This is a genomic window from Streptomyces sp. CCM_MD2014 (genome assembly GCF_000772045.1).
Lineage (GTDB): Bacteria > Actinomycetota > Actinomycetes > Streptomycetales > Streptomycetaceae > Streptomyces > Streptomyces salinarius.
The window spans coordinates 4,352,014-4,376,681 of sequence record NZ_CP009754.1 but is presented as its reverse complement, the minus strand read 5'-3'; the positions used below and the strand labels follow the sequence as shown (position 1 = coordinate 4,376,681).

Annotated in this window: 22 protein-coding genes and 2 tRNA genes; 15 read left to right on the top strand and 9 right to left on the bottom strand. The window is 71.7% G+C overall.

Annotated features, from left to right (window positions below; genetic code table 11):
• Positions 1-22: 22 nt before the first annotated feature.
• The 3 genes from gyrA to NI25_RS19260 all read left to right on the top strand — a co-directional run bounded on the left by gyrA (position 23) and on the right by NI25_RS19260 (position 3,549).
• Entirely contained in the window at positions 23-2,617 is a 2,595-nt protein-coding gene (gene gyrA, locus NI25_RS19270) for a DNA gyrase subunit A (RefSeq protein WP_061443632.1), read from the top strand.
• Between the two features lie 18 nt (positions 2,618-2,635).
• Complete coding sequence (locus NI25_RS19265; protein WP_078884665.1) at positions 2,636-3,361, top strand: DUF3566 domain-containing protein; 726 nt, start codon at positions 2,636-2,638, stop codon at positions 3,359-3,361.
• Positions 3,362-3,472: 111 nt separating this feature from the next.
• Positions 3,473-3,549 (top strand) — tRNA-Ile (locus NI25_RS19260).
• A 221-nt stretch (positions 3,550-3,770) separates the two neighbouring features.
• Here the strand turns inward: NI25_RS19260 and NI25_RS19255 are convergent.
• Both NI25_RS19255 and NI25_RS19250 read right to left on the bottom strand, forming a co-directional pair.
• Entirely contained in the window at positions 3,771-8,189 is a 4,419-nt protein-coding gene (locus tag NI25_RS19255; protein WP_078884664.1) for a hypothetical protein, read from the bottom strand.
• Positions 8,190-8,575: 386 nt separating this feature from the next.
• Complete coding sequence (locus NI25_RS19250; RefSeq protein ID WP_061443629.1) at positions 8,576-9,130, bottom strand: hypothetical protein; 555 nt, start codon at positions 9,128-9,130, stop codon at positions 8,576-8,578.
• Positions 9,131-9,381: 251 nt separating this feature from the next.
• Here NI25_RS19250 and NI25_RS19245 point away from each other — a divergent pair, with 251 nt between their 5' ends.
• On the top strand, positions 9,382-9,594 hold the full coding sequence (locus NI25_RS19245; protein WP_061443628.1) for a ferredoxin: 213 nt from the start codon (positions 9,382-9,384) through the stop codon (positions 9,592-9,594).
• 62 nt (positions 9,595-9,656) lie between these two features.
• Positions 9,657-10,535 carry an FkbM family methyltransferase gene (locus NI25_RS19240; protein ID WP_061446991.1) on the top strand — a complete coding sequence of 293 codons (879 nt, stop codon included), beginning with the start codon at positions 9,657-9,659 and terminating at the stop codon, positions 10,533-10,535.
• Between the two features lie 33 nt (positions 10,536-10,568).
• Here NI25_RS19240 and NI25_RS19235 read toward each other — a convergent pair whose 3' ends face one another.
• From NI25_RS19235 to NI25_RS19225, 3 genes are all read right to left on the bottom strand, one after another.
• On the bottom strand, positions 10,569-11,339 hold the full coding sequence (locus NI25_RS19235) for a glycosyltransferase family 2 protein (RefSeq protein WP_061446990.1): 771 nt from the start codon (positions 11,337-11,339) through the stop codon (positions 10,569-10,571).
• Positions 11,340-11,347: 8 nt separating this feature from the next.
• Positions 11,348-12,136, bottom strand: coding sequence for a GntR family transcriptional regulator (locus NI25_RS19230; protein ID WP_061443627.1), 789 nt, complete (start codon positions 12,134-12,136; stop codon positions 11,348-11,350).
• A 213-nt stretch (positions 12,137-12,349) separates the two neighbouring features.
• On the bottom strand, positions 12,350-12,724 hold the full coding sequence (locus NI25_RS19225) for a DUF6344 domain-containing protein (RefSeq protein WP_061443626.1): 375 nt from the start codon (positions 12,722-12,724) through the stop codon (positions 12,350-12,352).
• A 338-nt stretch (positions 12,725-13,062) separates the two neighbouring features.
• Between NI25_RS19225 and NI25_RS40255 the strand changes: the two genes are divergently transcribed.
• Together NI25_RS40255 and NI25_RS19220 are read left to right on the top strand one after the other, a co-directional pair.
• The gene (locus tag NI25_RS40255) at positions 13,063-13,191 is read left to right on the top strand and encodes a DLW-39 family protein (protein ID WP_003999697.1); all 129 of its coding nucleotides are present in this window, start codon (positions 13,063-13,065) and stop codon (positions 13,189-13,191) included.
• A 211-nt stretch (positions 13,192-13,402) separates the two neighbouring features.
• A complete protein-coding gene (locus tag NI25_RS19220; protein ID WP_233520751.1) occupies positions 13,403-14,797 on the top strand; it encodes a hypothetical protein in 1,395 nt (464 codons plus the stop codon).
• Positions 14,798-14,819: 22 nt separating this feature from the next.
• Here NI25_RS19220 and NI25_RS19215 read toward each other — a convergent pair whose 3' ends face one another.
• Together NI25_RS19215 and NI25_RS19210 are read right to left on the bottom strand one after the other, a co-directional pair.
• Entirely contained in the window at positions 14,820-16,523 is a 1,704-nt protein-coding gene (locus NI25_RS19215) for a serine/threonine-protein kinase (protein WP_061443624.1), read from the bottom strand.
• Between the two features lie 84 nt (positions 16,524-16,607).
• Positions 16,608-17,156, bottom strand: a complete 549-nt coding sequence (locus tag NI25_RS19210) for a helix-turn-helix domain-containing protein (protein ID WP_061443623.1) — start codon at positions 17,154-17,156, stop codon at positions 16,608-16,610.
• A gap of 180 nt (positions 17,157-17,336) precedes the next feature.
• Between NI25_RS19210 and NI25_RS19205 the strand changes: the two genes are divergently transcribed.
• Positions 17,337-17,409, top strand: a tRNA-Ala gene (locus tag NI25_RS19205).
• A gap of 408 nt (positions 17,410-17,817) precedes the next feature.
• Positions 17,818-18,594, top strand: coding sequence for an isoprenyl transferase (locus NI25_RS19200; RefSeq protein ID WP_061443622.1), 777 nt, complete (start codon positions 17,818-17,820; stop codon positions 18,592-18,594).
• Between the two features lie 111 nt (positions 18,595-18,705).
• On the opposite strand, the gene NI25_RS19195 is transcribed toward NI25_RS19200, so the two are convergent.
• Positions 18,706-19,407: a DUF5324 family protein gene (locus NI25_RS19195; RefSeq protein ID WP_061443621.1), complete on the bottom strand. Its 702-nt coding sequence runs from the start codon at positions 19,405-19,407 to the stop codon at positions 18,706-18,708.
• A gap of 320 nt (positions 19,408-19,727) precedes the next feature.
• Between NI25_RS19195 and NI25_RS19190 the strand changes: the two genes are divergently transcribed.
• Positions 19,728-20,261, top strand: coding sequence for a peptidylprolyl isomerase (locus tag NI25_RS19190; protein ID WP_061443620.1), 534 nt, complete (start codon positions 19,728-19,730; stop codon positions 20,259-20,261).
• 102 nt (positions 20,262-20,363) lie between these two features.
• Complete coding sequence (locus tag NI25_RS19185) at positions 20,364-21,272, top strand: rhomboid family intramembrane serine protease (RefSeq protein ID WP_061443619.1); 909 nt, start codon at positions 20,364-20,366, stop codon at positions 21,270-21,272.
• 267 nt (positions 21,273-21,539) lie between these two features.
• Here NI25_RS19185 and crgA read toward each other — a convergent pair whose 3' ends face one another.
• Complete coding sequence (crgA, locus tag NI25_RS19180; RefSeq protein WP_061443618.1) at positions 21,540-21,794, bottom strand: cell division protein CrgA; 255 nt, start codon at positions 21,792-21,794, stop codon at positions 21,540-21,542.
• Between the two features lie 152 nt (positions 21,795-21,946).
• On the opposite strand from crgA, the gene NI25_RS19175 reads away from it, so the two are divergent.
• From NI25_RS19175 to NI25_RS19160, 4 genes are all read left to right on the top strand, one after another.
• Positions 21,947-22,726 (top strand): DUF881 domain-containing protein, encoded by a 780-nt coding sequence (locus NI25_RS19175; RefSeq protein ID WP_061443617.1) that lies wholly within the window; start codon positions 21,947-21,949, stop codon positions 22,724-22,726.
• Between the two features lie 81 nt (positions 22,727-22,807).
• Complete coding sequence (locus NI25_RS38650) at positions 22,808-22,969, top strand: hypothetical protein (RefSeq protein ID WP_016326682.1); 162 nt, start codon at positions 22,808-22,810, stop codon at positions 22,967-22,969.
• Complete coding sequence (locus NI25_RS19165) at positions 22,966-23,604, top strand: aminodeoxychorismate/anthranilate synthase component II (protein ID WP_061443616.1); 639 nt, start codon at positions 22,966-22,968, stop codon at positions 23,602-23,604. Before NI25_RS38650 ends, NI25_RS19165 begins: the two co-directional genes overlap by 4 nt.
• The gene (locus tag NI25_RS19160; RefSeq protein WP_061443615.1) at positions 23,601-24,659 is read left to right on the top strand and encodes a class E sortase; all 1,059 of its coding nucleotides are present in this window, start codon (positions 23,601-23,603) and stop codon (positions 24,657-24,659) included. The genes NI25_RS19165 and NI25_RS19160 overlap by 4 nt, the downstream gene beginning before the upstream one ends.
• Positions 24,660-24,668 lie beyond the last annotated feature (9 nt).

The window sequence follows — 24,668 nt, the reverse complement described above, 5'->3', positions numbered from 1 at the left end:
CCAGGAAGGACCTTCACCAGCAATGACCGACGAGAACACTCCTGTGACCACGCCCGAGGGTGACGCCCTGGCGATGCGTGTCGAGCCCGTCGGGCTCGAGACGGAGATGCAGCGCTCGTACCTCGACTACGCGATGTCCGTCATCGTCTCGCGCGCGCTGCCCGACGTCCGCGACGGCCTCAAGCCCGTGCACCGCCGGGTGCTGTACGCCATGTACGACGGCGGCTACCGCCCCGAGCGCGGCTTCTACAAGTGCGCCCGCGTCGTCGGCGACGTGATGGGCAACTACCACCCGCACGGCGACTCCTCCATCTACGACGCCCTGGTCCGCCTCGCCCAGCCCTGGTCGATGCGGATGCCGCTGGTCGACTCCAACGGCAACTTCGGCTCGCCGGGCAACGACCCGGCGGCGGCCATGCGGTACACCGAGTGCAAGATGGCGCCGCTGTCGATGGAGATGGTCCGCGACATCGACGAGGAGACCGTCGACTTCACGGACAACTACGACGGCCGCTCCCAGGAGCCGACCGTCCTGCCCGCGCGCTTCCCGAACCTGCTGATCAACGGCTCGGCGGGCATCGCGGTCGGCATGGCGACCAACATCCCGCCGCACAACCTGCGCGAGGTCGCGGCCGGCGCCCAGTGGTACCTGGAGAACTACGAGGCCTCGCACGAGGAGCTGCTGGACGCGCTCATCGAGCGCATCAAGGGCCCCGACTTCCCGACCGGCGCCCTGGTGGTGGGCCGCAAGGGCATCGAGGAGGCCTACCGGACCGGCCGCGGCTCGATCACCATGCGGGCGGTCGTCGAGGTCGAGGAGATCCAGAACCGCCAGTGCCTGGTGGTCACGGAGCTGCCCTACCAGGTCAACCCGGACAACCTCGCGCAGAAGATCGCCGACCTGGTGAAGGACGGCAAGATCGGCGGCATCGCCGACGTCCGCGACGAGACGTCCTCCCGCACCGGCCAGCGCCTGGTCATCGTGCTGAAGCGGGACGCGGTCGCCAAGGTCGTCCTGAACAACCTGTACAAGCACACCGACCTGCAGACCAACTTCGGCGCCAACATGCTGGCCCTGGTCGACGGAGTGCCGCGCACCCTGTCCCTGGACGCGTTCATCCGCCACTGGGTGAACCACCAGATCGAGGTCATCGTCCGCCGTACGCGCTTCAGGCTGCGCAAGGCGGAGGAGCGGGCGCACATCCTGCGCGGCCTGCTCAAGGCCCTGGACGCCATCGACGAGGTCATCGCGCTGATCCGGCGCAGTGAGACCGTCGAGATCGCGCGCGGGGGCCTGATGGACCTCCTGGAGATCGACGAGATCCAGGCCAACGCGATCCTGGAGATGCAGCTGCGGCGCCTCGCGGCCCTGGAGCGGCAGAAGATCGTCCGGGAGCACGACGAACTGCAGGCGAAGATCAACGAGTACAACGAGATCCTCGCCTCCCCGGTCCGCCAGCGCGGGATCGTGAGCGAGGAACTGACCGCGCTCGTCGAGAAGTACGGCGACGACCGCAAGACGAAGCTGATCCCCTACGAGGGCGACATGTCCATCGAGGACCTGATCGCCGAGGAGGACATCGTCGTCACGGTCACGCGTGGCGGTTACATCAAGCGCACCAAGACCGACGACTACCGGGCGCAGAAGCGCGGCGGCAAGGGCGTGCGCGGCGCGAAGCTCAAGGAAGACGACATCGTCAACCACTTCTTCGTGTCCACCACCCACCACTGGCTGCTGTTCTTCACCAACAAGGGCCGCGTCTACCGGGCCAAGGCCTACGAGCTGCCGGACGCCGGCCGGGACGCCCGCGGCCAGCACGTGGCGAACCTGCTGGCCTTCCAGCCGGACGAGACGATCGCCCAGATCCGCGCGATCCGCGACTACGAGGCGATGCCGTACCTGGTCCTGGCCACCAAGGCGGGCCTGGTGAAGAAGACGCCGCTGAAGGACTACGACTCGCCGCGCTCGGGTGGTGTCATCGCCATCAACCTGCGGGAGCAGCCGGACGGCAGCGACGACGAACTGATCGGCGCCGAACTGGTCTCGGCCGAGGACGATCTGCTGCTGATCAGCAAGAAGGCGCAGTCGATCAGGTTCACCGCGTCGGACGACACGCTGCGTCCGATGGGGCGTGCCACCTCGGGCGTCAAGGGCATGAGTTTCCGCGAAGGGGACGAGCTGCTCTCGATGAATGTTGTTCGAGCCGGTACGTTCGTGTTCACTGCCACCGACGGCGGTTACGCGAAGCGGACCTCCGTCGACGAGTACCGCGTCCAGGGTCGCGGCGGTCTCGGCATCAAGGCCGCCAAGATCGTCGAGGACCGCGGGGAGCTCGTGGGCGCGCTGGTGGTCGAGGAGAACGACGAGATCCTCGCCATCACACTCTCGGGCGGTGTGATTCGTACGCGAGTCAACGGGGTCAGGGAGACCGGCCGTGACACCATGGGCGTTCAACTGATCAATCTGGGCAAGCGCGATGCCGTCGTCGGCATCGCACGCAACGCCGAGGCGGGACGCGAGGCGGAGGAGGTCGACGGCGATGTGGCCGTCGACGAGACCGCCGAGGGTGCCGCGACCACCGGCACGGACGAGGGTGAGGCGCCCTCGGCCGAGTAGCACGAGGAGAGAGTCATCGTGAGCGGAGCCACGGGCGCCGGATCGACCGGTACCCCCACGGGTACGGAAACGGGCGGCGGCGGCCGTGGCTCCGCCGCGCGTGCGACGGATTCGCACACGACTCAACTGCGCAAGATCGACGACGGAGCGACCGACTCGCACTCGGGGAGTCCGTCCTCAACGCATGGATCCCAGGGGGGAACTGTGACGGACACCCGAGGCCAGCGGACTCAGCAGGCGGCCTCGCCGCTGCCGGGAGAACGGCAGCCACAGCAGCCCGGCGGGCCCTACCACCCGCCGCAGGCCTACCAGACCCAGGGCGGCAACGCGTCCGCCGTGCGCCGCCCGCGCACCGGCGCCCGCACCACGCCCCGCGTCCGCAAGGCACGCCTGCGCGTGTCGAAGGCCGACCCGTGGTCGGTGATGAAGGTGAGCTTCCTGCTCTCCATCGCGCTCGGCATCTGCACCATCGTCGCGTCCGCCGTGCTGTGGATGGTCATGGACGCCATGGGCGTCTTCTCCACGGTCGGCGGCACGATCTCCGAGGCCACCGGCTCGAACGAGTCCAACGGCTTCGACCTGCAGTCCTTCCTGTCGCTGCCGAACGTGCTGATGTTCACGACGGTCATCGCGGTCATCGACGTCGTCCTCGCGACGGCCCTGGCGACCCTCGGCGCGTTCATCTACAACCTGTCCGCCGGCTTCGTCGGCGGTGTGGAGCTGACGCTCGCCGAGGACGAGTGATCCGCGAGCCGGCCGCGCTCGTCAGCCGCGCGACAACCGATTTTGGGACTGCCCGCCTCGTGCGCTAATCTTCAGGAGTCAGCGCGCGGGACATACACCGCAGAGCGCGGCGGGGCTATAGCTCAGTTGGTTAGAGCGCATCCCTGATAAGGATGAGGCCACAGGTTCAAATCCTGTTAGCCCCACCAGTACGAAGACCCCCAGCCGGATCCGGTTGGGGGTCTTCGGCGTTCCTGAGGGGTTCGGGAGCGGTGTGCTGCGTGGGCAGAAAAAAACCCGACCGCTGGCGACGGGGGATGCGCCAGCGGTCGGGCTGTGGCCAAGGCTAACAAGGCCGGGTGTCCAGTGGGTGCCGACTGGTCGGTCGGTGCGGTGATGTGACGGGGATCACGTAGACGTCGTGGAGGAGTCAGTGGCCGCACGGCGACTCGTAGTCCAGGCGCGGCAGGTACTCGTGCCACTTCTCCTCCGTCAGCACACCCCGGGTGGCCGAGCAGATGCGGTCGATGGCGTCGTCCACGCCCAGGCTCCACAGCCGGACGGTGTCCGTGCCGCTGGAGACCCCGAGCATGTGGCGTACGGGGCTGAAGGAAAGGAAGCTGCCGGTCTTGGCGTTGGGGCTCATCGCCTGGCCGATGGGGTTGGCCTCCGCGGGGGCGGAGACGTTCCAGAGCCGGACCGTGTTGTCGTTGGCGCCGCTCGCCAGGGTGGCGCCGTCCTGGCTGAACGTCAGCGACACCACCGAGTCGGTGTGGCCGGCCAGCGTGGCCTCGGGCCCGGACGCCTTGCCCGGCTCGGTGACGTCCCAGAGCCGGACCGTGCCGTCGTCGCTGCCGCTGGCCAGGGTGTGGCCGTCGGGACTGTAGGCGAGGACGTTGACGGGCCCGAGGTGCCCGCTGAGGGGCGCGCCGAGACGGGTGGCGTGCGCGGGATCGGTGACGTCCCACAGGCGTACGGCGTCGTCGGCGCCGCCGCTGGCCAGGGTGCGGCCGTCCGGGCTGAACGAGAGGGTGTTGACGTATCCCGTGTGGCCGGTGAGGGGTTTGCCCAGACGGCGGGGATGTGACGGGTCGCCGGTGTCCCACAACTGGACGGTGCGGTCGTCGTGCGCCGTGGCGAGGGTGCGGCCGTCGGGGCTGAAGGCCAGGGTGTCGGGGCCCGCGTAGCGGGTGTTCAGCGCCACGGGCGGCCCGTGGGACCTGGGCCGGGCCGGGTCCGTGACGTCCCACAGCTGCAGCGCGCGGCCTCCGGCGAGCACCGCGAGCGTGTCGCCGTCCGGGGAGAACACCAGCGACCGTATGTCGCCCTCCCCCGGCCTGAACGGGGCGCTCAGCGACACGGGCCGGGCGGGGTCGGTGACGTTCCACAGCCGGACCCTGCCGTCGCGGGCCGCCGTGGCCAGTACGTGCCCGTCCGGACGGAAGGCACCGATGCGGCCGATCATGTCCGACGTCGGCAGCGACCACAGGCGCACCTTGCTGTCGCCGCTGCCGGTGGCGAGGGTGCGGCCGTCGGGGCTGAAGCCGAGGGCGTACATCTCGCCGCTGCCTCCGGCGAGGGGCACGCCGACCTGTGAGGGGTAGGCCGGGTCGCTGACGTTCCACAGGCTCGCCGTACTGTCCGCGCTGCTCACGGCGAGCTTGGCGCCGTCGGGGCTGAAGGCCACCGCCCAGATGGGGCCGGTGTGGCCGGTGAGAGGCGCGCCCGCCGGCCTGGCCCGGGCGGGGGCGGTGACGTCCCAGAGCCGGACGGTGTCGTCCGCGCTGCCGCTGGCGAGGGTGCGGCCGTCGGGGCTGAAGGCCACGGAGTGGATCAGGCCGCTGTGGCCGGTGAGCGGTTCCCCGACGGGCTTCGCTCCGGCCGGGTCGGTGACGTCCCACAGGTGGACCCTGTCGTCGTCGCCGCCTGCGGCGAGCGTGTCGCCGTCGGGGCTGAAGGCCACCGAGCGCACCGCCGCGGTGGGGCCGGTCAGGGTGTCGAGCGCCTCGGGGGCGCGCGGGTCGGCCACGTTCCACAGGCGTACGGCGTGATCGTCGTGGGCGGAGGCCAGGGTGTGGCCGTCCGGGCTGAAGGCGAGCAGGTAGACGGTGCCGCCGCGGCCGTCCAGCGGGGCGCCGAGCGGACGCGGCCGGCTCGGGTCCCGCACGTCCCACAGGCGGATCGTGCCGTCGTCCGATGCGCTGGCGAGGGTGCGGCCGTCGGGGCTGAAGACCGCGGTGCTCACCCAGCTGGTGTGCCCGGTGAGGGGCTTGCCGAGCTGCTTGGGACGGGCGGGGTCCGAGACGTCCCAGAGCCGGACGGTGCGGTCGTAGCTGGCCGTCGCCAGGACGCGTCCGTCGGGGCTGAAGGAGGTGAGGTAGACGGCGCCCGTGTGCCCGAGGAGCGGGGTGGCCAGGGGAGCGTTCACGATCGATATCAGCCGGTTCCTGACGTCCTCGTCGTCCGGCCGCAGGCGGTGTGCCGCCAGGTCGAGCTGGGCCGACAGCGACGGGTCCGTGTCCTGGACCCGGTCGGCCTCGGCGACCACCTGCTCGAACACCGCGTCGTTGCGCTGCTGCCAGGCGAGCACCGCCGAGCCGACGGCCACCATGGCCAGGACGACCACCACCGAGACCGCGGCGCGACTGATCATGACGGTGCGCCTGCGCAGCCTGACCGCGGCGGCCAGGAACTCCACCGCGCTGCGGGTCAGCAACGTGTCGCCGGCCGACTTGGCCCAGCCGCTGGCCTGCGCCAGCCGGGAGCCCCGGTAGAGCAGCGCGGAGTCGCGGTCCGACTCCTCCCAGGCCAGGCCGTCCTCCTCCAGACGCTGGCGCAGCAGGTTGCCGGCGCGGTCCTCGTCGATCCAGTCGCGCAGCCGGGGCCAGGCGTGCAGCAGCGCCTCGTGGGTGATCTCGACGGTGTCCGCGTCCAGCGTCACCAGCCGGGCCCGTACCAGCGCTTCGAGGGACTCCTCGGTCTTGCCGGGGTCCCCCGACTCCTCGGCCAGCCGGCGTCGCGTACTGCGTCTGCGGGTGGCCTGGGTGTCCTCGCTCAGCCGGACGAGCCGGAGCAGCAGCAGCCGCGCGGCCGTGCGGGCCGCCGGGTCCAGGCCGGACCAGGCGCGCTCGGCGGTCGCGGCCACCGCGCCCTGGATGCCGCCGGCCGCGCGGTACCCGGCCAGGGTGAGGCGGCCCGCCTTGCGGCGCTGCCAGGTGGCGAGCAGGGCGTGGGAGAGGAGCGGCAGCACGCCCGCGTCGTGCGCTCCGTTCGGGCCGTCGGTGCTCACCTCGCGGACGATCAGCTCGGCGAGTCCCGGTTCGAGTTCCATGCCCACGGCCTTGGCGGGAGCGGTCACCGCCTCGCGCAGTTCCGCGGTGGTCAGCGGCCCGAGCACCATGTGCCGGTGCTGGAGGGCGTCGGCCAGTTCCGGGTACCGCAGGCACCGGTCGTAGAAGTCGGCGCGTACGCCCAGCGTCACGAGCACCGGCGCCGGGTCCCCGCCGGGGCCGGGCACGCACGCCGCCTGGAGCAGCCGGATGAACACACGCCGGTCCGTCTCGTCGGCGCAGAGCGTGAAGAGCTCCTCGAACTGGTCGACGATGACGACCGGAGGGGCGGGGAGCGGTGGCGTGGGGGGTGTGCCGCCGGTTCGGCTGCCGGGAGGCGCTTGGACGTCTCGGCTGTCGGGGTCTGCCTGGTCTGCCTGGTCTGTCTGGTCTGCCTGGCCGTCCAGGCTGTCCTGGCCGTCCAGGCTGTCCTGGCCGTCCAGGCTGTCCTGGCCGTCCCGGTTGCCTCGGCCGTCCAAGCCGTCCAAGCCGTCGACGTGCCGATTCGGGTCGCCTGGGGTGTCGGGTCGGGCCGAGCCGGTTGCCCGGTTCGAGCTGTCCGAGGTGTCCGCTCGGGCCGATCCGGCCGGCCCGTCCGGTCCAGCCGGGTCGTCCGGGATCTCCGAGCCGCCCAGCCCCTCCGAGACGCCGGACCCGGCGCCGTTCTCCGGGGACCTCGCCCATGCCGCGAAGGCCGCCCTGGCGGCGTCGTCGGCGCGCAGGGTGCCTGTGTCCCGGGCCTCGGAGGTCCCCGGCGCCGTGGCCGGCGCCCTGTGCGTCACCGCTTTTCTCATGGCGCCGACGACGGGCGTGAGCTGCGGTACCAGGCGGGTCAGCTCCCCGAGCGGGTCGGCCCCCGGTACGAGCTGGAGCACCCGCCGGGGCCTACCGTCCCCGGCATCCGGGGCACAGGCACGCAGGGCGGGCACCAGGCCGGCGTTCAGCAGGGAAGACTTTCCTGCCCCCGAGGCGCCCACGAGCATGACCAGGCCGCCCGTGTCCCGCGTCGCGTCGAGCTGGGCGACCAGGGCCCGCGTGCTCCGCTCCCGCCCGAAGAACCAGCCGGCGTCCTGCCGGCGGTAGGCGGCCAGTCCCCGGTACGGGCAGACCCCGCCGGGCGTGGCCGCGGCCTCGCCGACGGACTGCTCCTCGGCCGCGGGCGGCGCGGGGCGTTCCCCGTTCGGGTCGGCCAGCGCCCGCTCCCACAGGCGCTGCCACTGGGCCAGGTCGTACAGTCCCGCGGAGACCGGCACGGGCCGCGCGCGCCGCGCCTGCGGTATGAGGACGTGCAGGACGGCCGCGAGGGCGGGGAACTGGGCGGGCACGTTCTTGGCGCGCCGCCAGTCGCTGATCCGCTGGGCGGAGACCCGTACGGGCCGCCCTCGCTCGTCGACGCGCTGGAGCCGGACGACGGCCTCGGACACGCGTTTGAGGGGAGGATTGCCGGCCTCCTTGTACAGCAGTGCGAGGCGTTCTGCGAAGGCCGTGCGTGCCCCTGAGTCGAAACTCAAGGCCTCCACTCCTTACTCCCCCCGCACCTGGACGTCCGGACCGGAAAACTCACTCTATACGGCTGACCTGCGGCTACAGCGGGTCCAGAAGGCCGGAACCTCCCCGGCGGCGACCACGGATGGCAGGATCGCGTCGCAGTGGCGAGGCGGTTTCGCGGAACCCGGACAGGTCAGCGGCTCGGTGCTCACAGAGCCACCCCGTGAGGCCCGCACGTTCTCGGTCAGCTTTCGGCGGCCGGTCCGTCCCGGAACCCGTCCTGACCCGCCACCGCACGCGAGAGCGGCGCCGGCATGGTTTGGCACCGGTCCCCACGAGGGGAGGGACCGGGGCCAAACCATGCCGGCGCGTGCCAGGCACCCGGGGACGAGACGGTCCCCGGCGTCAGTCCCCGCCGTCAGTCCCCGGCGGCCGGCCCGCGGTGAGGGCGGCGGGCGGGCGGGACCAGCAGATCGCGCTCGGGATGCTTCTCGCCGGTGACGCGGCCCCGGATGCCGAGGTCGGCCCTGGCGTCCTCGTGGAAGGCGTTGATGGCGCGGAACGCGGCCCGGTGCCGCTCCCGCCACTCCTCCACGGTGCCGTCGACCCGGCCGGTCGCCTGCCAGTCGATCTCGGCGAGGAGCACGTTCAGCTCGTGCCCGGACTCGATGGCGTCGTCCCCGCCGAGCAGCATGACGCGCTCGAAGGCGGCTCCCCACCGGCGGCTCGCCTCCGCCAGGTCGTCGCGGAGGTCCTCCTCGCTCCGGTGGCTCTCGCGCAGTCCCTCACGCATCTCGTACAGCGGCACACAGGCGGCGATCCGCATCTTGGCGGCGTCTACGTACTCCCCGTAGGCGTCGACCTTCTTGTCGTCCCACCGGGTCAGCAGCTGGTGGCGGTTCCTGCTCCGCTCCATCAGGTAGTTCGTGACGTGTGTGGTCAGCGCGCCGAGCAGCACGGCCGCGATCGTCACGAGTTGCTCGCCGGTCCCCAAACCGTCCCCCCCCAGTCACCGCCGCGCACGCCGCACCCGTACGTCGCATCCGCGCTCCGCGCTCCGCGGTCCGCGCTCCGCGGTCCGCGCTCCGCGGGAATGCCGGATGATGATCTTATGAGCGCCGGAGCCGGTCGGCCAACACGCCTGCGAGCACGGCGGATTCACCGCACCGATCCGTGGGAAGGCAGGTCGTGAAGACTTCGACACCGACCGTCGCTGGAGTGCGCATGAGGATCTCCCTCGACCCCGAGCAGTGTTACGGCTCCGGCGACTGCGTCCACCGGGCCCCGTCCGTGTTCACCACGGTGGACGGCCTGGGCGCCGTCATACCGGGCCGGGAGCACGACGTCGACGCCCCGCGGGTGCGCGAGGCGGCCGAGGGATGTCCGTCCGCCGCGATCACCATCACCCGCACGGACACGGAAGAGGCCCGGGACTGAGCGGCCGGGGCGAACCGGGCGAGGCCCTCGGCGAGGCCCTGGTCGGCCTCGCGGTCCGGTACGTGCGGCACGGCCCCGGCACCCTCGGAAAGGCGGCCCTCGCCGAGCGCTGGCTCAACCCGCACCTGCGCGAGCACCCACGCCGGGCGGTCGTCGAAACGCCGCGGGCCGGCGGCCGGTTCGCCGTGGACACGCAGGACCTCATCCAGCGGTACCTGTATCTGTTCGGCGTCTGGGAACCGCACCTGACGGGCTGGCTGCGGCGTCGGCTGAGGCCCGGGGACGGCTTCGTCGACGTCGGGGCCAACATCGGGGTCTTCAGCGTGCTGGCGGCCCGGCTCGTCGGTGACCGGGGCCGGGTCGTCGCCGTCGAGGCGTCCCCGGACCTGCACCGCCGCCTGCTGCGGAACGTCCGGCTCAACGGCCTCGGTACCGTCCGCGCGCTCAACGCCGCCGTCTCGGACCGCCCCGGGACGCTGACCTTCACGCTCGCCAGCTCGCGGAACACGGGCGCGAACAGCATCGTCCCGTACGACGGTCCGGCGGAGTCCCGCTTCGAGGCGGAGGCCCGGCCGCTGCCGGACCTTCTCGATCCGGCCGAGATCGCGGCCGCCCGGGTGATCAAGATCGATGTCGAGGGCGCGGAGGGGAGCGTCGTGCGCGGTCTCGTCCCGATGCTGGGCGCGCTGCGGCCCGACGCGGAGATCGCGGTCGAGGTGGCGCCCGAGCGCATGGCGCGGCTCGGTGACCGGGTCGACGATCTGCTGGGGGTGATGCGTGCGGCCGGGTTCCACGTCTACCGGCTGGTCAACGACTACGCCCCCGGGAGCTATCCGGAGGCGCTGCGCGGCGCGCCCCGTGCGCCGGTCCGCTGGCGCGGGCCGGTGACCGAGGAGAGCGACCTGATCTTCTCCAGGGTCGACGCGGAGCGGCTGCCCTGAACGGCGCCCGTCCCGGCCGCCGCGCAGTCCGCTCTACCGCCCGCCCTCCGGCAGCCGCCACGCGAAGGACGCCAGAGCCCGAGCCCTGGCCTCCACCACCGCCATCCGGGCATCGCGTTCGGCGGGTTCCACGTGGGACGCCTGGCCGGTCTCCTGGCCCTCCCACTTGCGGTACAGCAGGCCCACCTCTTGCGAGAACCACCCCCGGCTCACGGAATTGAGCGCCAGCAGCAGGCCGGTGTCCTCGGACGCGGGCAGGGCCATCCAGCCGCCGAGGGCGAGCAGCAGCTCGCGCCGCACCAGGAGGGTCGCCGGGTGGACCTGCGCGCGGAAGCCGTTCGCCTTCCAGAAGTCGAGGACCTCCCCGCGCTCGATCGGCCCGTGCGCCGGGTCGCCGGGGAAACCGGCCGTCGAACCGTCCGGCAGGAGGTCCAGGACCCGCGAGGTCGCCCACCCGATCGACGGGTCGGCCTCCAGGGCGGCCAGGTCGCGCGCCAGGACGCCGGGGGCCAGCCGGTCGTCGGCGTCCAGCACCTTCACGTAGGCGCCGTCCGCGTGGGCCAGGGCCATCGTGCGCGCCACCCCGGGACCGCCCTGACGGTCGGGGCGCCCCTGGTGGAAGACGACCCGCGGATCGTCGGGCACGTACGGCCGGACGTCCTGCGTACGGCCGTCCTCCCGGATCACCCAGCGCCATTCCCAGCCGTCGGGCAGCTCCTGGGCGCACAGGGAGGCGTGGGCCTCGGGCAGGAAGGGGGCGGAGGGGCCGTGGACGGCCGTGACGATGACGATGCGCCGGTTCACGGCGGCACTCACCACCTTTCCAGACGGGTCGTGAAGCGCAGTTCGGTGCGGTCGCCGGGCAGCGTGACGAAGGAGACCTCCACCACCCGGCCCTCGGTGTCGTACGAGGTCTTGCGGAGCAGGATCACCGACGTGCCCGGCGGCAGGTCCAGTGCCTCGGCCTCCTCCGGCGTCGGCGGGCGCGCGGTGAAACGCTCCTCCACGCGGTCCAGTTCGATCCCCACCGTGTGGAGCTGGTGCTGGGTGCCGCCCGGCCAGGGCTCCTTGGCCTCGTCCAGGAGGTCGGGGTTGGCCGCGATCACGTCGCGGACGAGGTAGGAGGTCACCAGGCTGAAGGGGGCGGGCTCGGCCGAGTAGCGGGTGCGGAAGGTGCGCCGGAGGAGCACGGTGCCCTCGGGGACGCCGAAGACGTCGGCCAGCTCCCCGGACGCCTCCCGCTCGCGGTACTCCGCGTGGAAGACGAGGTCGTCGGGGCGCAGGCCCGTGTCGTGCTCCGTGGCGCCCGTCTCGGCCCGCGTGGCGAGCGGCCGGCGGGCCCGGTCCTTCTCCCACTGGTGCCGGAGGTTGTCGCGCACCGCAGGGGTCCGGGGGCGCCGCACGAAGGTGCCGAGTCCGTGCCGCCTGTCGATCAGGCCCTCGTCGCGCAGCAGCCGGAGCGCGTTCTGCACGGTGGGCACGCTGCGCCGGTAGCGGAGGGCGAGGTCCGCCTCCGAGGGCAGCCGGTCGCCGGGCTCGCGCTCGCCCGACCGGATTGAGCGGCGGAGATCGTCGGCGATCACTTCGTACGCCTTGGGCACGGACGCAGGCTACAACTCCTCAAGAGGTCTTGAAGAGTGGGGTCCGGTCAGGCGGGGACCGGGCCAGGACGGCCGGTATGTGCGGGGTCCCGCCCGCTCTGCGCGTACACACGGCGGCGGCCCGGCCGCTCTGTCGAGCCGCCGGGCCGTTTCTCGCGTGTGCTGCGGTACGCAGATCGCCGTTGCGTCGGGGTCGGGGGTGGTGCGGTCCGCTCAGCGTTGGAGCGGGATGGTGTGCTGGGCCGGGGGCTCGGCGGCGGTGCCGTCGCACGGAAGGCCGATGGCCGAGGTGGTGGCCGCGGCGGATGCGCCGGCGAGCGGGTGGTGGCGGCAGCTGGGTGCCGCGCCGTGCGCCTCGGCACGGATGCGCTGCTTCATCGTGGGGGGCAGGGAACCGGTCCGGGTCCGGGGCAGGTGGACGGTGGCCGCGGGTGCCGCCTCGGGGGTGGCGCTCTCGGTGTTGCTGTGCGATCCGGTCTGCGGTACGGCCGCCGCGGCCGTCGTCGTGATGAGTCCGAGCGCCGTGCACAGCGCGAGGAAGGCGGTGACGATGCTGGTCCACAGCGTCAGGACCTTGTTCCGGGCCATGGCCCCTCACTTTCGGGTTGGGCGATTTGCGTACTTTCCTCATGATGTGTATGAGGGCCGCGAAGTGGTGGACCCAGGCCCGTGGCGCGTCGATGTTCAGATGAACACCACCCGTTTAGTCGTAAGGTGCTGGAAAAGGTGCGCAAGAAGGATAGAGCCGGACAAAAGCCACGGCGGGTGAGGGTGTGATCACCCTCCGGTCGGAACAGTTTCGTCCACTTCTATCGGGGTCCGGCGACGGGCAGTTGACCACCGGCGCAGGTCACCGATCGGTATCGGCCGGTGTGTATAGTCGGGCGCCAGAGGTCCCCTACGTCAAGGAAAGACGAGGTCGCGCGGTGAAGAAGCTTCTCCTGGTCGCACTGGCCGCCATCGGCGGGCTCCTCGTGTACCGCCAGATCCAGGCGGATCGCGCCGAGCAGGATCTGTGGACGGAGGCGACTGACTCCGTGCCCACGGGTTCGTGAGTACGACCGACATCCGGTCCTGAGCAGACCCCGGCCGTCAAACGGTCGGGGTTTTGTGTTGCCCTGAGGGGGCAGATCCGCCCGGGGCGGGCGGCGACGGAGCGACTGAGCCGGTGGACGCGAGGGGTGGCGGGTCATGGGACGGTGGTGTACGGCTCGGCGGCGTGCCGGAACGGGACGGGCCCGCCCGACGGGCCCCGCGCTGCCGAGGGTGTTCGCGCGGACGGCCGTGGTGGCCGCCGTACTGGCCACCACCGCGACCCTGCCCGGCGCCACGGCCCTCGCGGCCGGCTCGACGCATACGGGTGCGGCCGGCTCGACGGGTGCGCATGCGGCCGGCCGGGCCGGTGCGCGTGCGTCCGGCGCGGCCGCCCGTGGCGCGGGCTCGGCCGGCACCCGTGCCGCCGGTTCGGCCGATGCGGGCGCCGGGTACGACTTCGCCGACGACGCCGTGCGGATCGCGGGCGCGAGCACCGTCACGGGCGCCGAAACGCTGACGGCCGGCTCTGCCTACCGCAGCTCCCTGCCGAGGAACGCCACCCTCTACTACCGCCTCGAACTCGACGCCGCCTCGGACGCCTACGTCTCCGTGACCGCCGTACCCGGCTCCGACACAGAGGTCACCGCCGTCGACGGCATCCGGGTCTCCGTGCAGGACGCCGACGGCGGCTCCTGCTCCGTGCACAGCGCGACGTTCGGCGCCGCCCACAGCCCCCGTCCGGTCACCGCCTGGGGCATGCGCGAGATCGACACCGGCGCCAACCGGTGCCAGGACCCCGGCACCTACTACGTGAGCGTCGAGCGGACCCGGCCCCAGGACTCCCCGCCGGACGACTGGGACCTGGAGATCACCGCCGCCACCGAACCCCGCCCGCGACAGACCGGCGCCACGAAGGCCCCCGAGACCTGGGACTCCGCCTCCCCCGAACCCCTCGCCGGCGAGCCGGAACGCCGGCCGGGCGGCAGCGGATTCGCCCACGCCGTCCTCGTCGGACAGGGTGCCTGGCGCGCCGACATCCGGCCCGGCCAGACCCTCTACTACAAGGTCCCCGTCGACTGGGGCCGCCAGGTGTACGCCACCGCCGAACTCGCCGGCTCCCCGGACGCCTCCGGCTACGCCACCGGCGCCCTGCGACTGGCCCTGCACAACCCCGTGCGCGGCGAGGTCGACGACGCCGCCAAGGGCTACACCGGCCGCCGGACCACCGTCGGCCTCGCCCCGCTGCCACCCGTGGCCTACCCCAACCGGTACGCCACCGCAGGACACGTCGGCGCGCTGCGGTTCGCCGGCGACTACTACATCGTCGTCCACCTCGCCGCGCAGGTGGCCGACGACTTCGGCCCGGGCCCCTTCGGACTGACGCTGCGCCTGCGACTCGGGGGGACGGCGCGGAGCGGGCCCGGGTACGCGGGGGAGTCCCGGCCGAAAGGGCTCTTCGAGGTCTCCCCGCAGGACCGGGTCTCCGTGCCCGAAAGCGGAGACGGAAGCGGGGCCGCGGACGACGACGTCACCATGCGAGCGGTCGCCGTCGGCGGGATCGGAACCGGCAGCCTGCTGCTCCTCGGCCTGGCGGTGTGGACGGCGGTTGCCCGGCGCAGGACCTGAACCGGACGCCGGAGGGCCGGACTCAGATACGGGTCAGCGCCCAGAAACCCACGGCATAGCAGGCCAGCGCGAGCATCAGCAGCGGCAGCGCCACCTTCGCCGGTGGACCGGGACGGCGCCGGCGCCGGGCCCCGCGGTGCTGGGCGGGCGGCGCGGACCGCGGGTTCCCGGCGGTGTACGGGACGGTGGGAACGTCGGCACGCTGCGGCGTGGACGGCGCGAGGGCCTGGGCGGGAAGCGGCGGCACGGGCGGTGCCCCGTACTCCGTGAACGCCGGTCCCCCCGCAGGAGGTTGTGACAAGCCACCGGTCGACGACTGCGCCCGGTTGACGGCCGGCCGCGGAGGCGGCAGGCGGAAGCTCCCGGTCTCCGACATGGCACCCGATCGCTCCGCCCCGGGAGCCGCCGACGGCCCGGCTTCGTCCGCGGCGGGGCGGGCCCGGCCGAGGGGCGAAGGCGGTGCGGTGCGGGTGGAGGGCGTCCAGTCCCGGCCGGGCGGTGCGCCGCCGGGCACGGACCCCGTACCCGGCGGGGCTGCGCCGGGCACGGCGGGAATCCGGCCCTCGGCGGGTGGCGTGCCGGTCGGGGCCGGGGCCGGGGGTGTGCCGGTCGGTGCGAGCCCGGGCGGCGACGTACCGTCCACCGTGCCCGCCGCAGGCGTGGGAGTGCCGGGGACAGCGGGGGGCCGGGGCCCGGCGGGTGGAGGCGGACCGGCCGGAGCCGGGAACGATGCCGGAGCACGGTCCGGGACCGGAGGCGTGCCGGGGAGTGGTGTGGGCGCCGTGTGCAGGGCCGGGGCCGTCGGCCGGCCGGCCGACGCCGCGTCGTCCAGGTCGGACGCCCTCCTGAGCGGGCCCTGCGGGCCGAACCCCGCAGGCAGCGGGCCCACTTGGTCGAAGATCTCGATCAGCTCGTCGTCGGGCCCCGGCTCCGGCAGCAGTTCCACCGCCGCGGCCAGCGCCTTGCGCGCCCCCGTCGCGGTACGGAACCGCGCCGCCGGATCCGGCTGCACCAGCGTTGCCACGACCTGCCACAGCGGCTCGGGGATCCCCCGCGGCGCCGGCGGCGTACCGTGCTCGGCGAAGTGCTGGATGAGCGCCTTGGCGTCCGGCTTCGCCCCCTCCAACAGGTACAGGGCGACCAGACCCACCGCGAACAGGTCCGCCGGGAAGTCCGGCTCCGCGCCCATCATCTGCTCCGGCGCGAGATAACCCGGCGTCCCCACCACCAGGTTGGTCTCCGTCAGCCGGGGCTCACCCAACCGCATCGCGATGCCGAAGTCGGACAGCCTCAGGCGCGGACGGCCCGTCCCCGTCGCTTCCAGGAGCAGGTTGGCCGGCTTGATGTCACGGTGCACCACGCCCTCCCCGTGGACCGCCGCCAGGCCCGACAGGAGCTGGTCGAGCAGCGTGCACACGAAGTCGGGCGGCAGGGGACCGTAGTCCCCGACCAGATGGACCAGCGAACCACCCGTGACCAGGTCCATGGTGAACAGGACCTGGTCGTCGTCGGCGGCCCAGCTCGCGGGCGCGAGCACATGCGGGTGATCGATCCGCAGCGCCTGCTCGCGGACGAACCGCAGCAGCGAGTGCGCGTCCCGCTGCTGGAGCACCTTCGCGGCCACATAACGCCGGCGCCGGTGGTCCCAGGCACGCCAGACGGCACCCACCCCGCCCCGGCCGACCGGGTCGACCAGCTCGTACCGGCCCGCGAATACCTCACCCATGGCTGTGCGCCGCTCCTCCCCTGGGACCTGTCGCGCCACTCCCGCGGACCCGGCCGCCGACCCCTCGGCGAGCGGGCTCCGGGATCAGTTCTGGTGGGACTGGTAGTGCGCGACCGCGTCCGAGGTGCGGCCCGCGCCGTACACCCGCAGGAACTCCGCCAGCTCGGGATGCGAGGAGGAGAGGGCGTCCGCGGCATCGATGATGTCCCCCGCGGCCGCCACCGAACGCAACAGCGACTGGATCTCACGGACCACCCGCTTGACCGTGGGCGCACCCGAACTGCTCGTGGTCGTCGTGGTGTTGCTGAGCACCGAGCCCCCCTGCGACTTCTTGATCTCGTCCATGCGCTCCGTCGCCTCGGCCGCGCTCACACTGCCGTCGGCGACCTGACCCGCCAGCTCCTGCAGCAACTGCACCCGCTGCACCACCGCCGGATTGCCGATCTTCGCCCGCTGGCCGCTCATCAGCTGCGACAGCATCGGCGCGGACAGCCCCAGCACCCCCGCCAGACGAGCCTGGTTGAGACCGAGGTCGTCGATAAGCCTGCGAAAGAGCGCCCCCAGCGGCTCCCCGTACCAGTTCCGCTGCAGTTCCCGCGCTCTGGCGGTGGCTTCCTGCTGTGCGGCGTCCATTGCGTCTCCCCATCGCTTCCCCAAAAACCGCAGTTCGCTCCAGCGAACCACGCCGAGCATCTTACGGAGCGTGGTCGTTCCCCGGGAGCCCCAATCATTTGTGAGATACGGGGGGCGACCCGGTACTCTTGTCCGCGGTGACCGGCGGTCCGCGACACCAGGACCGGCGACACCGCCCGAGGGGCCTTAGCTCAGTTGGTAGAGCGCTGTCTTTGCATGGCAGATGTCAGGGGTTCGACTCCCCTAGGCTCCACCGAAAAGAGCGCCTCCGACCTGCGGAAACGTAGACCGGAGGCGCTCTGTTCCGTTCAGGGCACCGCCTGGCGGTGCCACACCGCTCCCGTCGGCCCTGCCCGGCGGGCGGAGACGTTCCTCACCCGACGTCGCCCGCACACCCCGCCCGCCACCGCCCACGCCGACCGGTGATCACCAACGACCGGAGGGAAAAGGCCAGTTGACCGCCCGGAAGAACACACCGACGGCCGCACCGTCACCGGCGCGGGCCCGCGCCCGGACCCCTCTCGCCGCCCGGGCGGGGCTGTCTGCTCTTGATATCGTCACCCCACAGGGCATCAGCACCACACCCCCGCGGGGCGGTGCCACGTGGCTCATCGCCGTTGGAGCCGTCCGGTCGCTACCGACGAGGTGGAAGGGGTAGACCATGCGGGCGAAGGTACGGGCCGCTCTCGACGCGCTCTACATGAAGCGGCTGGTCAGAGAGCTGGAGGGACGCCCACGCCCCCAGCACATCGGCATCATGCTCGACGGCAACCGCCGATGGGCCAAGATGTCGGGCATCGACGACCCCCGCGAGGGCTACCGGGCCGGCGGAGCCAAGGTGCTGGACTTCCTGCGCTGGTGCGACTCCGCCAAGATCGAGCACGTCACCCTGTTCATGCTCTCCGACGACAACCTCCACCGGCCCGAAGAGCAGCTGAACCCTCTCATCGACATCATCGCCGAGGTCGTCGAGCAACTGGCCGCGCCCGGCAACCCCTGGCCCGTCGAGGCCGTCGGCGCCCTGGACCTGCTGCCCGCCGAGTCCGCGAGCCGCCTCAAGACCGCCACCGCCGCCACACAGGGCCGCAAGGGCGGCACCAAGGTCGACGTCGCCGTGGGCTACGGCGGCCGACGCGAGATCGTCGACGCCGTGCGTTCCGCCCTGACCGAGCACAGCTCCCAGGGCGGCGACATCGACGAGTTCATCGAGACCTTCACCATGGAGCACATCTCCAAGCACCTGTACTCCAAGACACGGTCCGAGTCCGACCTCATCATCCGCACCTCCGGCGAACAGCGGCTCTCCGGATTCCTGCTCTGGCAGTCCGCCTACGCGGAGGTCCACTTCTGCGAGACCTACTGGCCGGACTTCCGTGAGATCGACTTCCTGCGCGCCCTGCGCTCCTACTCCCTGCGGGAGCGCCGCTACGGCCGCTGAGCGCCGTTTCACGTGAAACAACGCCGAGGGGCGGGAGACCCGGACCAGGGCCTCCCGCCCCTCGGCCGCAAGACTGCAGCCAACGCCAGAACTGCCGGCGAACAGCGAGGATCAGCGGGGCTCGTCGCCCTCGGCCGCCTCCTCCTGGGCCTGCTTGGCCTGCACCTCGGGATCGAGAATCGCCTCACCGGTACCGTCCACCGAGGTCAGCCGACCCGACTCGGGCACCTCCGTCGCCTCCGGCGGCTCCACCAGCCAGTCCGGGTTGGCCTGCTTGTCCCACCACTTCCACGCGGCGAAGGCGCCGCCCGCGACGACACCCACCACCGCGAGAACCTTGGCGACCCGGCCGACCCTGGCCCGACGCTGGTGCCTGCGCGTCAGCCTCTGGATCTCCTTCGCCGTCACCTGACCACGCAACGCGGCCAGCGCGGCGGCACCCCGCGCCGTCGCCTCGTCGCGCACGGGGCCGGCCGCGGCCACCGCCTGCTCGATCCTCGGACGTGAGTAGTCGGCCGCCTGCCGAGCGGCGAGCCGGGCACGGACCGCGGCCTCCTGAGCGGCCGCGTCCATCTTCGGCGGCACATGCGTACGCGCCTGTTCCAGCCGCGGCGCGACATGCGTGCCGTACTGAAGACGCGCCTGGCACGTGGCCTGCGACACCTTGGGCGCCAGCCGTACGCGCGCCTCCTGTGCATAGTGAGCGGCCCTGTCCTTGGCCGTGTCGGCGTAGGGCGCCACCACTTCCGCGGCGTGCAGCACGCTGTCCTTCGCCGAACCGGTCGCGGCGCGCACGCTGTCGATGCGGGTCACGGGTTCCTCCTCCTCGGTGGCGTACGGTAATTCGACTTTCCACCCTTTTACGGATCATGCCTGGGGACGCACCGCCAGGCATGCGAGGGCGGGCATCCGGGTCACGGACGATGCCGCCGGGACCTCTGGGACAAGCGGTGATGAAGATGCGAACAAGAGCTGATCAACGTCAATAACCGATGAATACCGGGCAACACGAGCCTGCCCACGACCATGCCACGGATCGGCCCCCCACGCTCGTGACCCAGCGGTAAGAGCACCGGGCGCGCCCCCGACCGTGCGAGGATCGGTGCGCACCACAGGACGACGGAAGGCACACCGTGGCCGAGCAGCTCTACGCCACCCTGAAGACCAGCCAAGGTGACATCGAGGTCCGGCTGCTGCCGAACCACGCGCCCCGGACGGTCAAGAACTTTGTCGAGCTGGCCCGCGGCGAGCGGGAGTGGACCCACCCCGCCACCGGTCAGAAGTCCACGGCCCGGCTCTACGACGGCACCGTCTTCCACCGGGTCCTCAGCGGCTTCATGATCCAGGGCGGCGACCCGCTGGGCAACGGCACCGGCGACCCCGGCTACCAGTTCCCCGACGAGTTCCACCCCGACCTCACCTTCCACAAGCCCTACCTGATGGCCATGGCCAACGCCGGCCCGAACACCAACGGCTCCCAGTTCTTCATCACCGTCTCCCCGACCACCTGGCTCAACCGCAAGCACACGATCTTCGGCGAAGTGACCGACGCGGCCAGCCAGAAGGTCGTCGACACCATCGCCGCCACCCGGACCAACCCCCGCACCGAACGCCCCCTCGAGGACATCGTCATCGAGTCGGTCGTCGTCGAGACCCGCGACGCCTGACCCCCCGCACACCGGGCAGGAACCAAACGCCCCGCCCATCCGTACAAAGGGGCGGGGCGGTGCATCTGCACACACCGCCCGCAGGACGACCGAGGGGATGCCATGGACCACGCGGCCGCCGGACCACCGGACGCCGGCCCGCCGGGAGCCCAGAGCCTGCCCGGCTGCTATCGCCACCCCGACCGCGAGACCGGCATCCGCTGCACCCGCTGCGAACGGCCCATCTGCCCGGACTGCATGGTCAACGCGTCGGTGGGCTTCCACTGCCCCGACTGCGCCGCAGGCCGCACCCCGGGGGCCAAGGGACCGGCCCCGGCCGCCGCTCGGCCCCGTACGCTCGCGGGCGGCACGGTCGCCGCCGACCCGTATCTGGTCACCAAGGTTCTGATCGGGGTCAACCTGGCCCTCTTCGTGGTCCAGCTCGCCGTCGGCGATCGCTTCACCCAGCGGTTCGAGCTGCTCGGCCAGGCCTACATCACGTTTCCCGGCCCGGTGGAGGGCGTCGCCGAGGGCCAGTGGTACCGGCTGCTGACCGCGACATTCCTGCACACCGGCTACATGCACATCCTGTTCAACATGATCAGCCTCTGGTGGCTCGGTGGGCCGCTCGAAGGGGCCCTGGGGCGTGTCCGCTACCTCGCCCTCTACTTCTGCTCCGGACTGGCGGGCAGTGCCCTCGCCTACCTGATCGCCGAGCCGAACCAGCCCTCGCTCGGCGCCTCCGGCGCCATCTTCGGCCTCTTCGGCGCCACTGCCGCGCTCGTGCGCCGACGCAATGCCGACATGCGGCCGGTCGTCATCCTGTTGGTGATCAGCCTGATCTTCACCTTCTCCCGCGACGGCATCTCCTGGCAGGCCCATCTCGGCGGCCTCGTCGCCGGCGGTGTCATCGGCTTCGCCATGCTCCACGCCCCGCGTGAGCGGCGGACGCTCGTGCAGTACGGCGCCTGTGCGCTGGTCCTCGTGGCCGTCGTCGGACTGACCCTGTTGAGGACGGCTCAGCTCACCTGAGCACCCCGTTGTCCACAGAAGGTGCCGGATCTTGTGCACAGCGTGCCGGGAACAGGTGTGCCCCCTGTCACTGACCAGTGTTTGCGCAGGTCAGGCAGGGGGCGAACACGTTTTCGGAGCCTGGGGTCAGCCGATACTTCCGTCACACCGGCGTCAATGTCCGGCGGGTTATCCACAGATCGTCTTTCTTTTCCCCAGCGTGTGGACAGCGCCTGTGGATAACTCGGTGAATACCCCTGGGCAGAGCCTTCGGGGACTACCGCCGCGCTACTTCCACTGCGTCGAGACGCCGAACCCCGCGGCGATGAAACCGAAGCCCACCACGATGTTCCAGTTGCCCAGCGAGTCGATGGGCAGGGAACCGTCGGTGACGTAGAAGACGACGATCCAGGCCAGGCCGATGATGAACATGGCCAGCATGACCGGCGCGACCCAGCTGCGGTTGGTCAGCTTGATACTGGCCGTCTGCTTGGAGGGCGGCGGCGTGTAATCGGCCTTCTTGCGGATACGTGACTTCGGCACGAGGGTCTCTCCTGTCGATGCGCTGCGTGGCCGCGCAGGGAACGGGGGTCGGTCTCGGTGGGCGGCGTACACGGGGACAAGGGGACTCTGAGCGCTCCCCCGGGCGTCCGTTAGCGTAGTCCTTCCGTGGCGCCGAAGGAGATAAGGGTACGTTGAGCAATTCTGCCGACTCCCCCGGAACGGGATCCAGCCCTGCCCGACGGCGCCGTTTCCGGCCCGTGCGGGTTCTCACGGCGGCCGTCTTCGCGCTCGCGGGACTAATTTTCTTCACCAGCTTCAATACCGCGAAGGGCACCAATATCCGTACGGACGCCTCTTTGCTCAAGTTGTCCGATCTCATCCACGAGCGCAGCCGGGAGAACGGTGATCTGGAGGAGTCGAACGGAGCCCTGCGCGAGGAGGTCGAATCGCTCGCCGAGCGCGACGACGGCCGGACGCAGTCGGAGGACGACGAACTCGCCGCGCTGGAGAAGAAGGCGGGTACGCAGAAGCTGAAGGGTGAGGCGATCACCGTCACGCTCGACGACGCCCCGCCGGACGCCACCGCGAAGCTGCCCGGTTACCCGGAGCCGCAGCCCGACTACCTGGTGATCCACCAGCAGGACCTGCAGGCCGTGGTGAACGCGCTGTGGCAGGGCGGCGCGGAGGGCATCAAGGTGATGGACCAGCGGCTGATCTCCACCAGCGCGGTGCGCTGCGTGGGGAACACCCTGATCCTGCAGGGCCGCGTCTACTCGCCGCCGTACAGGATCCAGGCGGTCGGCGACCCGGAGCGGCTGAAGAACGCGCTGGCCAAGTCGCCGGCGATCCAGAACTACATGGTGTACGTCAACGTGTACGGGCTCGGCTGGAAGGTCGAGGACGACGGGCGGGTGACGCTGCCGGGCTACCCGGGCACGGCGGACCTGCACTATGCCCAGCCTGTGGATTAGGGCCGTTCCCGAGGGTCCCGCGCCGCTAGTCTGGTGCGGTACGGCGTGAGTGTGGCGTCGTGGTGCGACGGAAGGGACGGCATGTACGGCTGGATCTGGCGGCATCTGCCGGGAAACGCGTGGGTGAAGGCGCTGCTCTCGCTCATGCTGGCGATGATCGTGGTCTACGTCCTGTTCCAGTACGTCTTCCCGTGGGCCGAACCGCTGCTGCCCTTCAACGATGTGACGGTGGACAACCAGTGAGCGCGCGCATCCTCGTCGTCGACAACTACGACAGCTTCGTCTTCAACCTGGTCCAGTACCTCTACCAACTCGGCGCCGAGTGCGAGGTGCTGCGCAACGACGAGGTCTCGACGGCCCACGCCCAGGACGGTTTCGACGGCGTGCTCCTTTCGCCCGGCCCGGGTACGCCGGAGCAGGCGGGCGTCTGCGTCGACATGGTCCGGCACTGCGCGGCGACCGGGGTGCCGGTCTTCGGCGTGTGCCTGGGCATGCAGTCGATGCAGGTGGCGTACGGCGGTGTGGTGGGCCGGGCGCCGGAGCTGCTGCACGGCAAGACCTCGCCGGTGGAGCACACGGGCCGGGGCGTCTTCGCGGGCCTGCCCTCGCCGTTCACGGCGACGCGGTACCACTCGTTGGCGGCGGAGCCGGGCACGGTGCCCGCGGAGCTGGAGGTGACGGCCCGGACGCCGGACGGGATCGTGATGGGTCTGCGCCACCGGGAACTGCTCGTCGAGGGCGTGCAGTTCCACCCGGAGTCGGTGCTGACCGAGCACGGGCACCGGATGCTGGCCAACTGGCTGGCGGAGTGCGGCGACCGGGACGCGGTGGCGAGGTCGGCGGGGCTCGCCCCGGTGGTGGGCAGGGCCACGGCGTGACCGCGCTGCGCCCCGAGCGCGACTCCGGCACGGCCGGTGACCAGGGATCCTCGTACGGGCAGCCGTACGGGGATTCCGGTGCGTTCGGGGGCGGTCGGCGCGAGGAGTTCGCGTCCGGGGCGGAGTACCAGGCGCCGCCGGCCGACGACGAGACGATGGCGCTGCGGATCCCGGAGTCCCCGGTGCGGCGGGCGGACGCCGGGACGGGTATTGCCGGGGACGGTCCCGTGGGGGGCGGACGGGCGGCTCGCAGGAAGGCCGCGAAACGGCGTCACGGGCGCCGTGGGGCGCCCCGGGGGCAGTCGACGGAGGCTGAGGCCGAGGAGCCGGCGAAGGCGCCTCTGTCGCGCGTGGAGGCCCGTCGGCAGGCGCGGGCGCGCAAGCCCGGGGCCGCGGTGATCGCCAGCCGGGCGATAGGCGAGATCTTCATCACGACCGGTGTGTTGATGCTGCTGTTCGTCACCTACCAGCTGTGGTGGACGAACGTGCGCGCGCACGCGCAGGCGGACCGGGCCGCGAGCAACCTCCAGGACGACTGGGCGAGCGGCAAGCGCAATCCCGGGACGTTCGAGCCGGGGCAGGGCTTCGCGCTGCTGCACATTCCCAAGCTGGACGTGGTGGTGCCGATCGCGGAGGGCATCAGCAGCAAGAAGGTGCTGGACCGGGGCATGGTCGGGCACTACGCGGAGGGCGGGCTGAAGACGGCGATGCCGGACGCCAAGACCGGCAACTTCGGACTCGCGGGCCACCGCAACACGCACGGCGAGCCGTTCCGGTACATCAACAAGCTGGAGCCGGGCGATCCGATCGTGGTGGAGACGCAGGACAAGTACTTCGTGTACAAGATGGCGTCGATCCTGCCGGTGACGTCGCCGAGCAACGTCAGTGTGCTGGACCCGGTCCCGAAGCAGTCGGGCTTCAAGGGACCCGGCCGCTACATCACCCTCACCACCTGCACGCCGGAGTTCACCAGCAAGTACCGCATGATCGTGTGGGGCAAGATGGTCGAGGAACGGCCGCGCAGCAAGGGCAAGCCGGATGCGCTCGTCAGTTAAGGGCGGATG

Excerpts from the sequence above, each read along its gene's own strand:
- NI25_RS19245 (WP_061443628.1), top strand. The coding sequence starts at position 9,382 with ATGAGGATCTCCCTCGACCCCGAGCAGTGTTACGGCTCCGGCGACTGC.
- gyrA (WP_061443632.1), top strand. The coding sequence starts at position 23 with ATGACCGACGAGAACACTCCTGTGACCACGCCCGAGGGTGACGCCCTG.
- NI25_RS19225 (WP_061443626.1), bottom strand. The coding sequence starts at position 12,724 with ATGGCCCGGAACAAGGTCCTGACGCTGTGGACCAGCATCGTCACCGCC.
- NI25_RS19185 (WP_061443619.1), top strand. The coding sequence starts at position 20,364 with ATGGACCACGCGGCCGCCGGACCACCGGACGCCGGCCCGCCGGGAGCC.
- NI25_RS19215 (WP_061443624.1), bottom strand. The coding sequence starts at position 16,523 with ATGGGTGAGGTATTCGCGGGCCGGTACGAGCTGGTCGACCCGGTCGGC.
- NI25_RS38650 (WP_016326682.1), top strand. The coding sequence starts at position 22,808 with ATGTACGGCTGGATCTGGCGGCATCTGCCGGGAAACGCGTGGGTGAAG.
- NI25_RS19200 (WP_061443622.1), top strand. The coding sequence starts at position 17,818 with ATGCGGGCGAAGGTACGGGCCGCTCTCGACGCGCTCTACATGAAGCGG.
- NI25_RS19210 (WP_061443623.1), bottom strand. The coding sequence starts at position 17,156 with ATGGACGCCGCACAGCAGGAAGCCACCGCCAGAGCGCGGGAACTGCAG.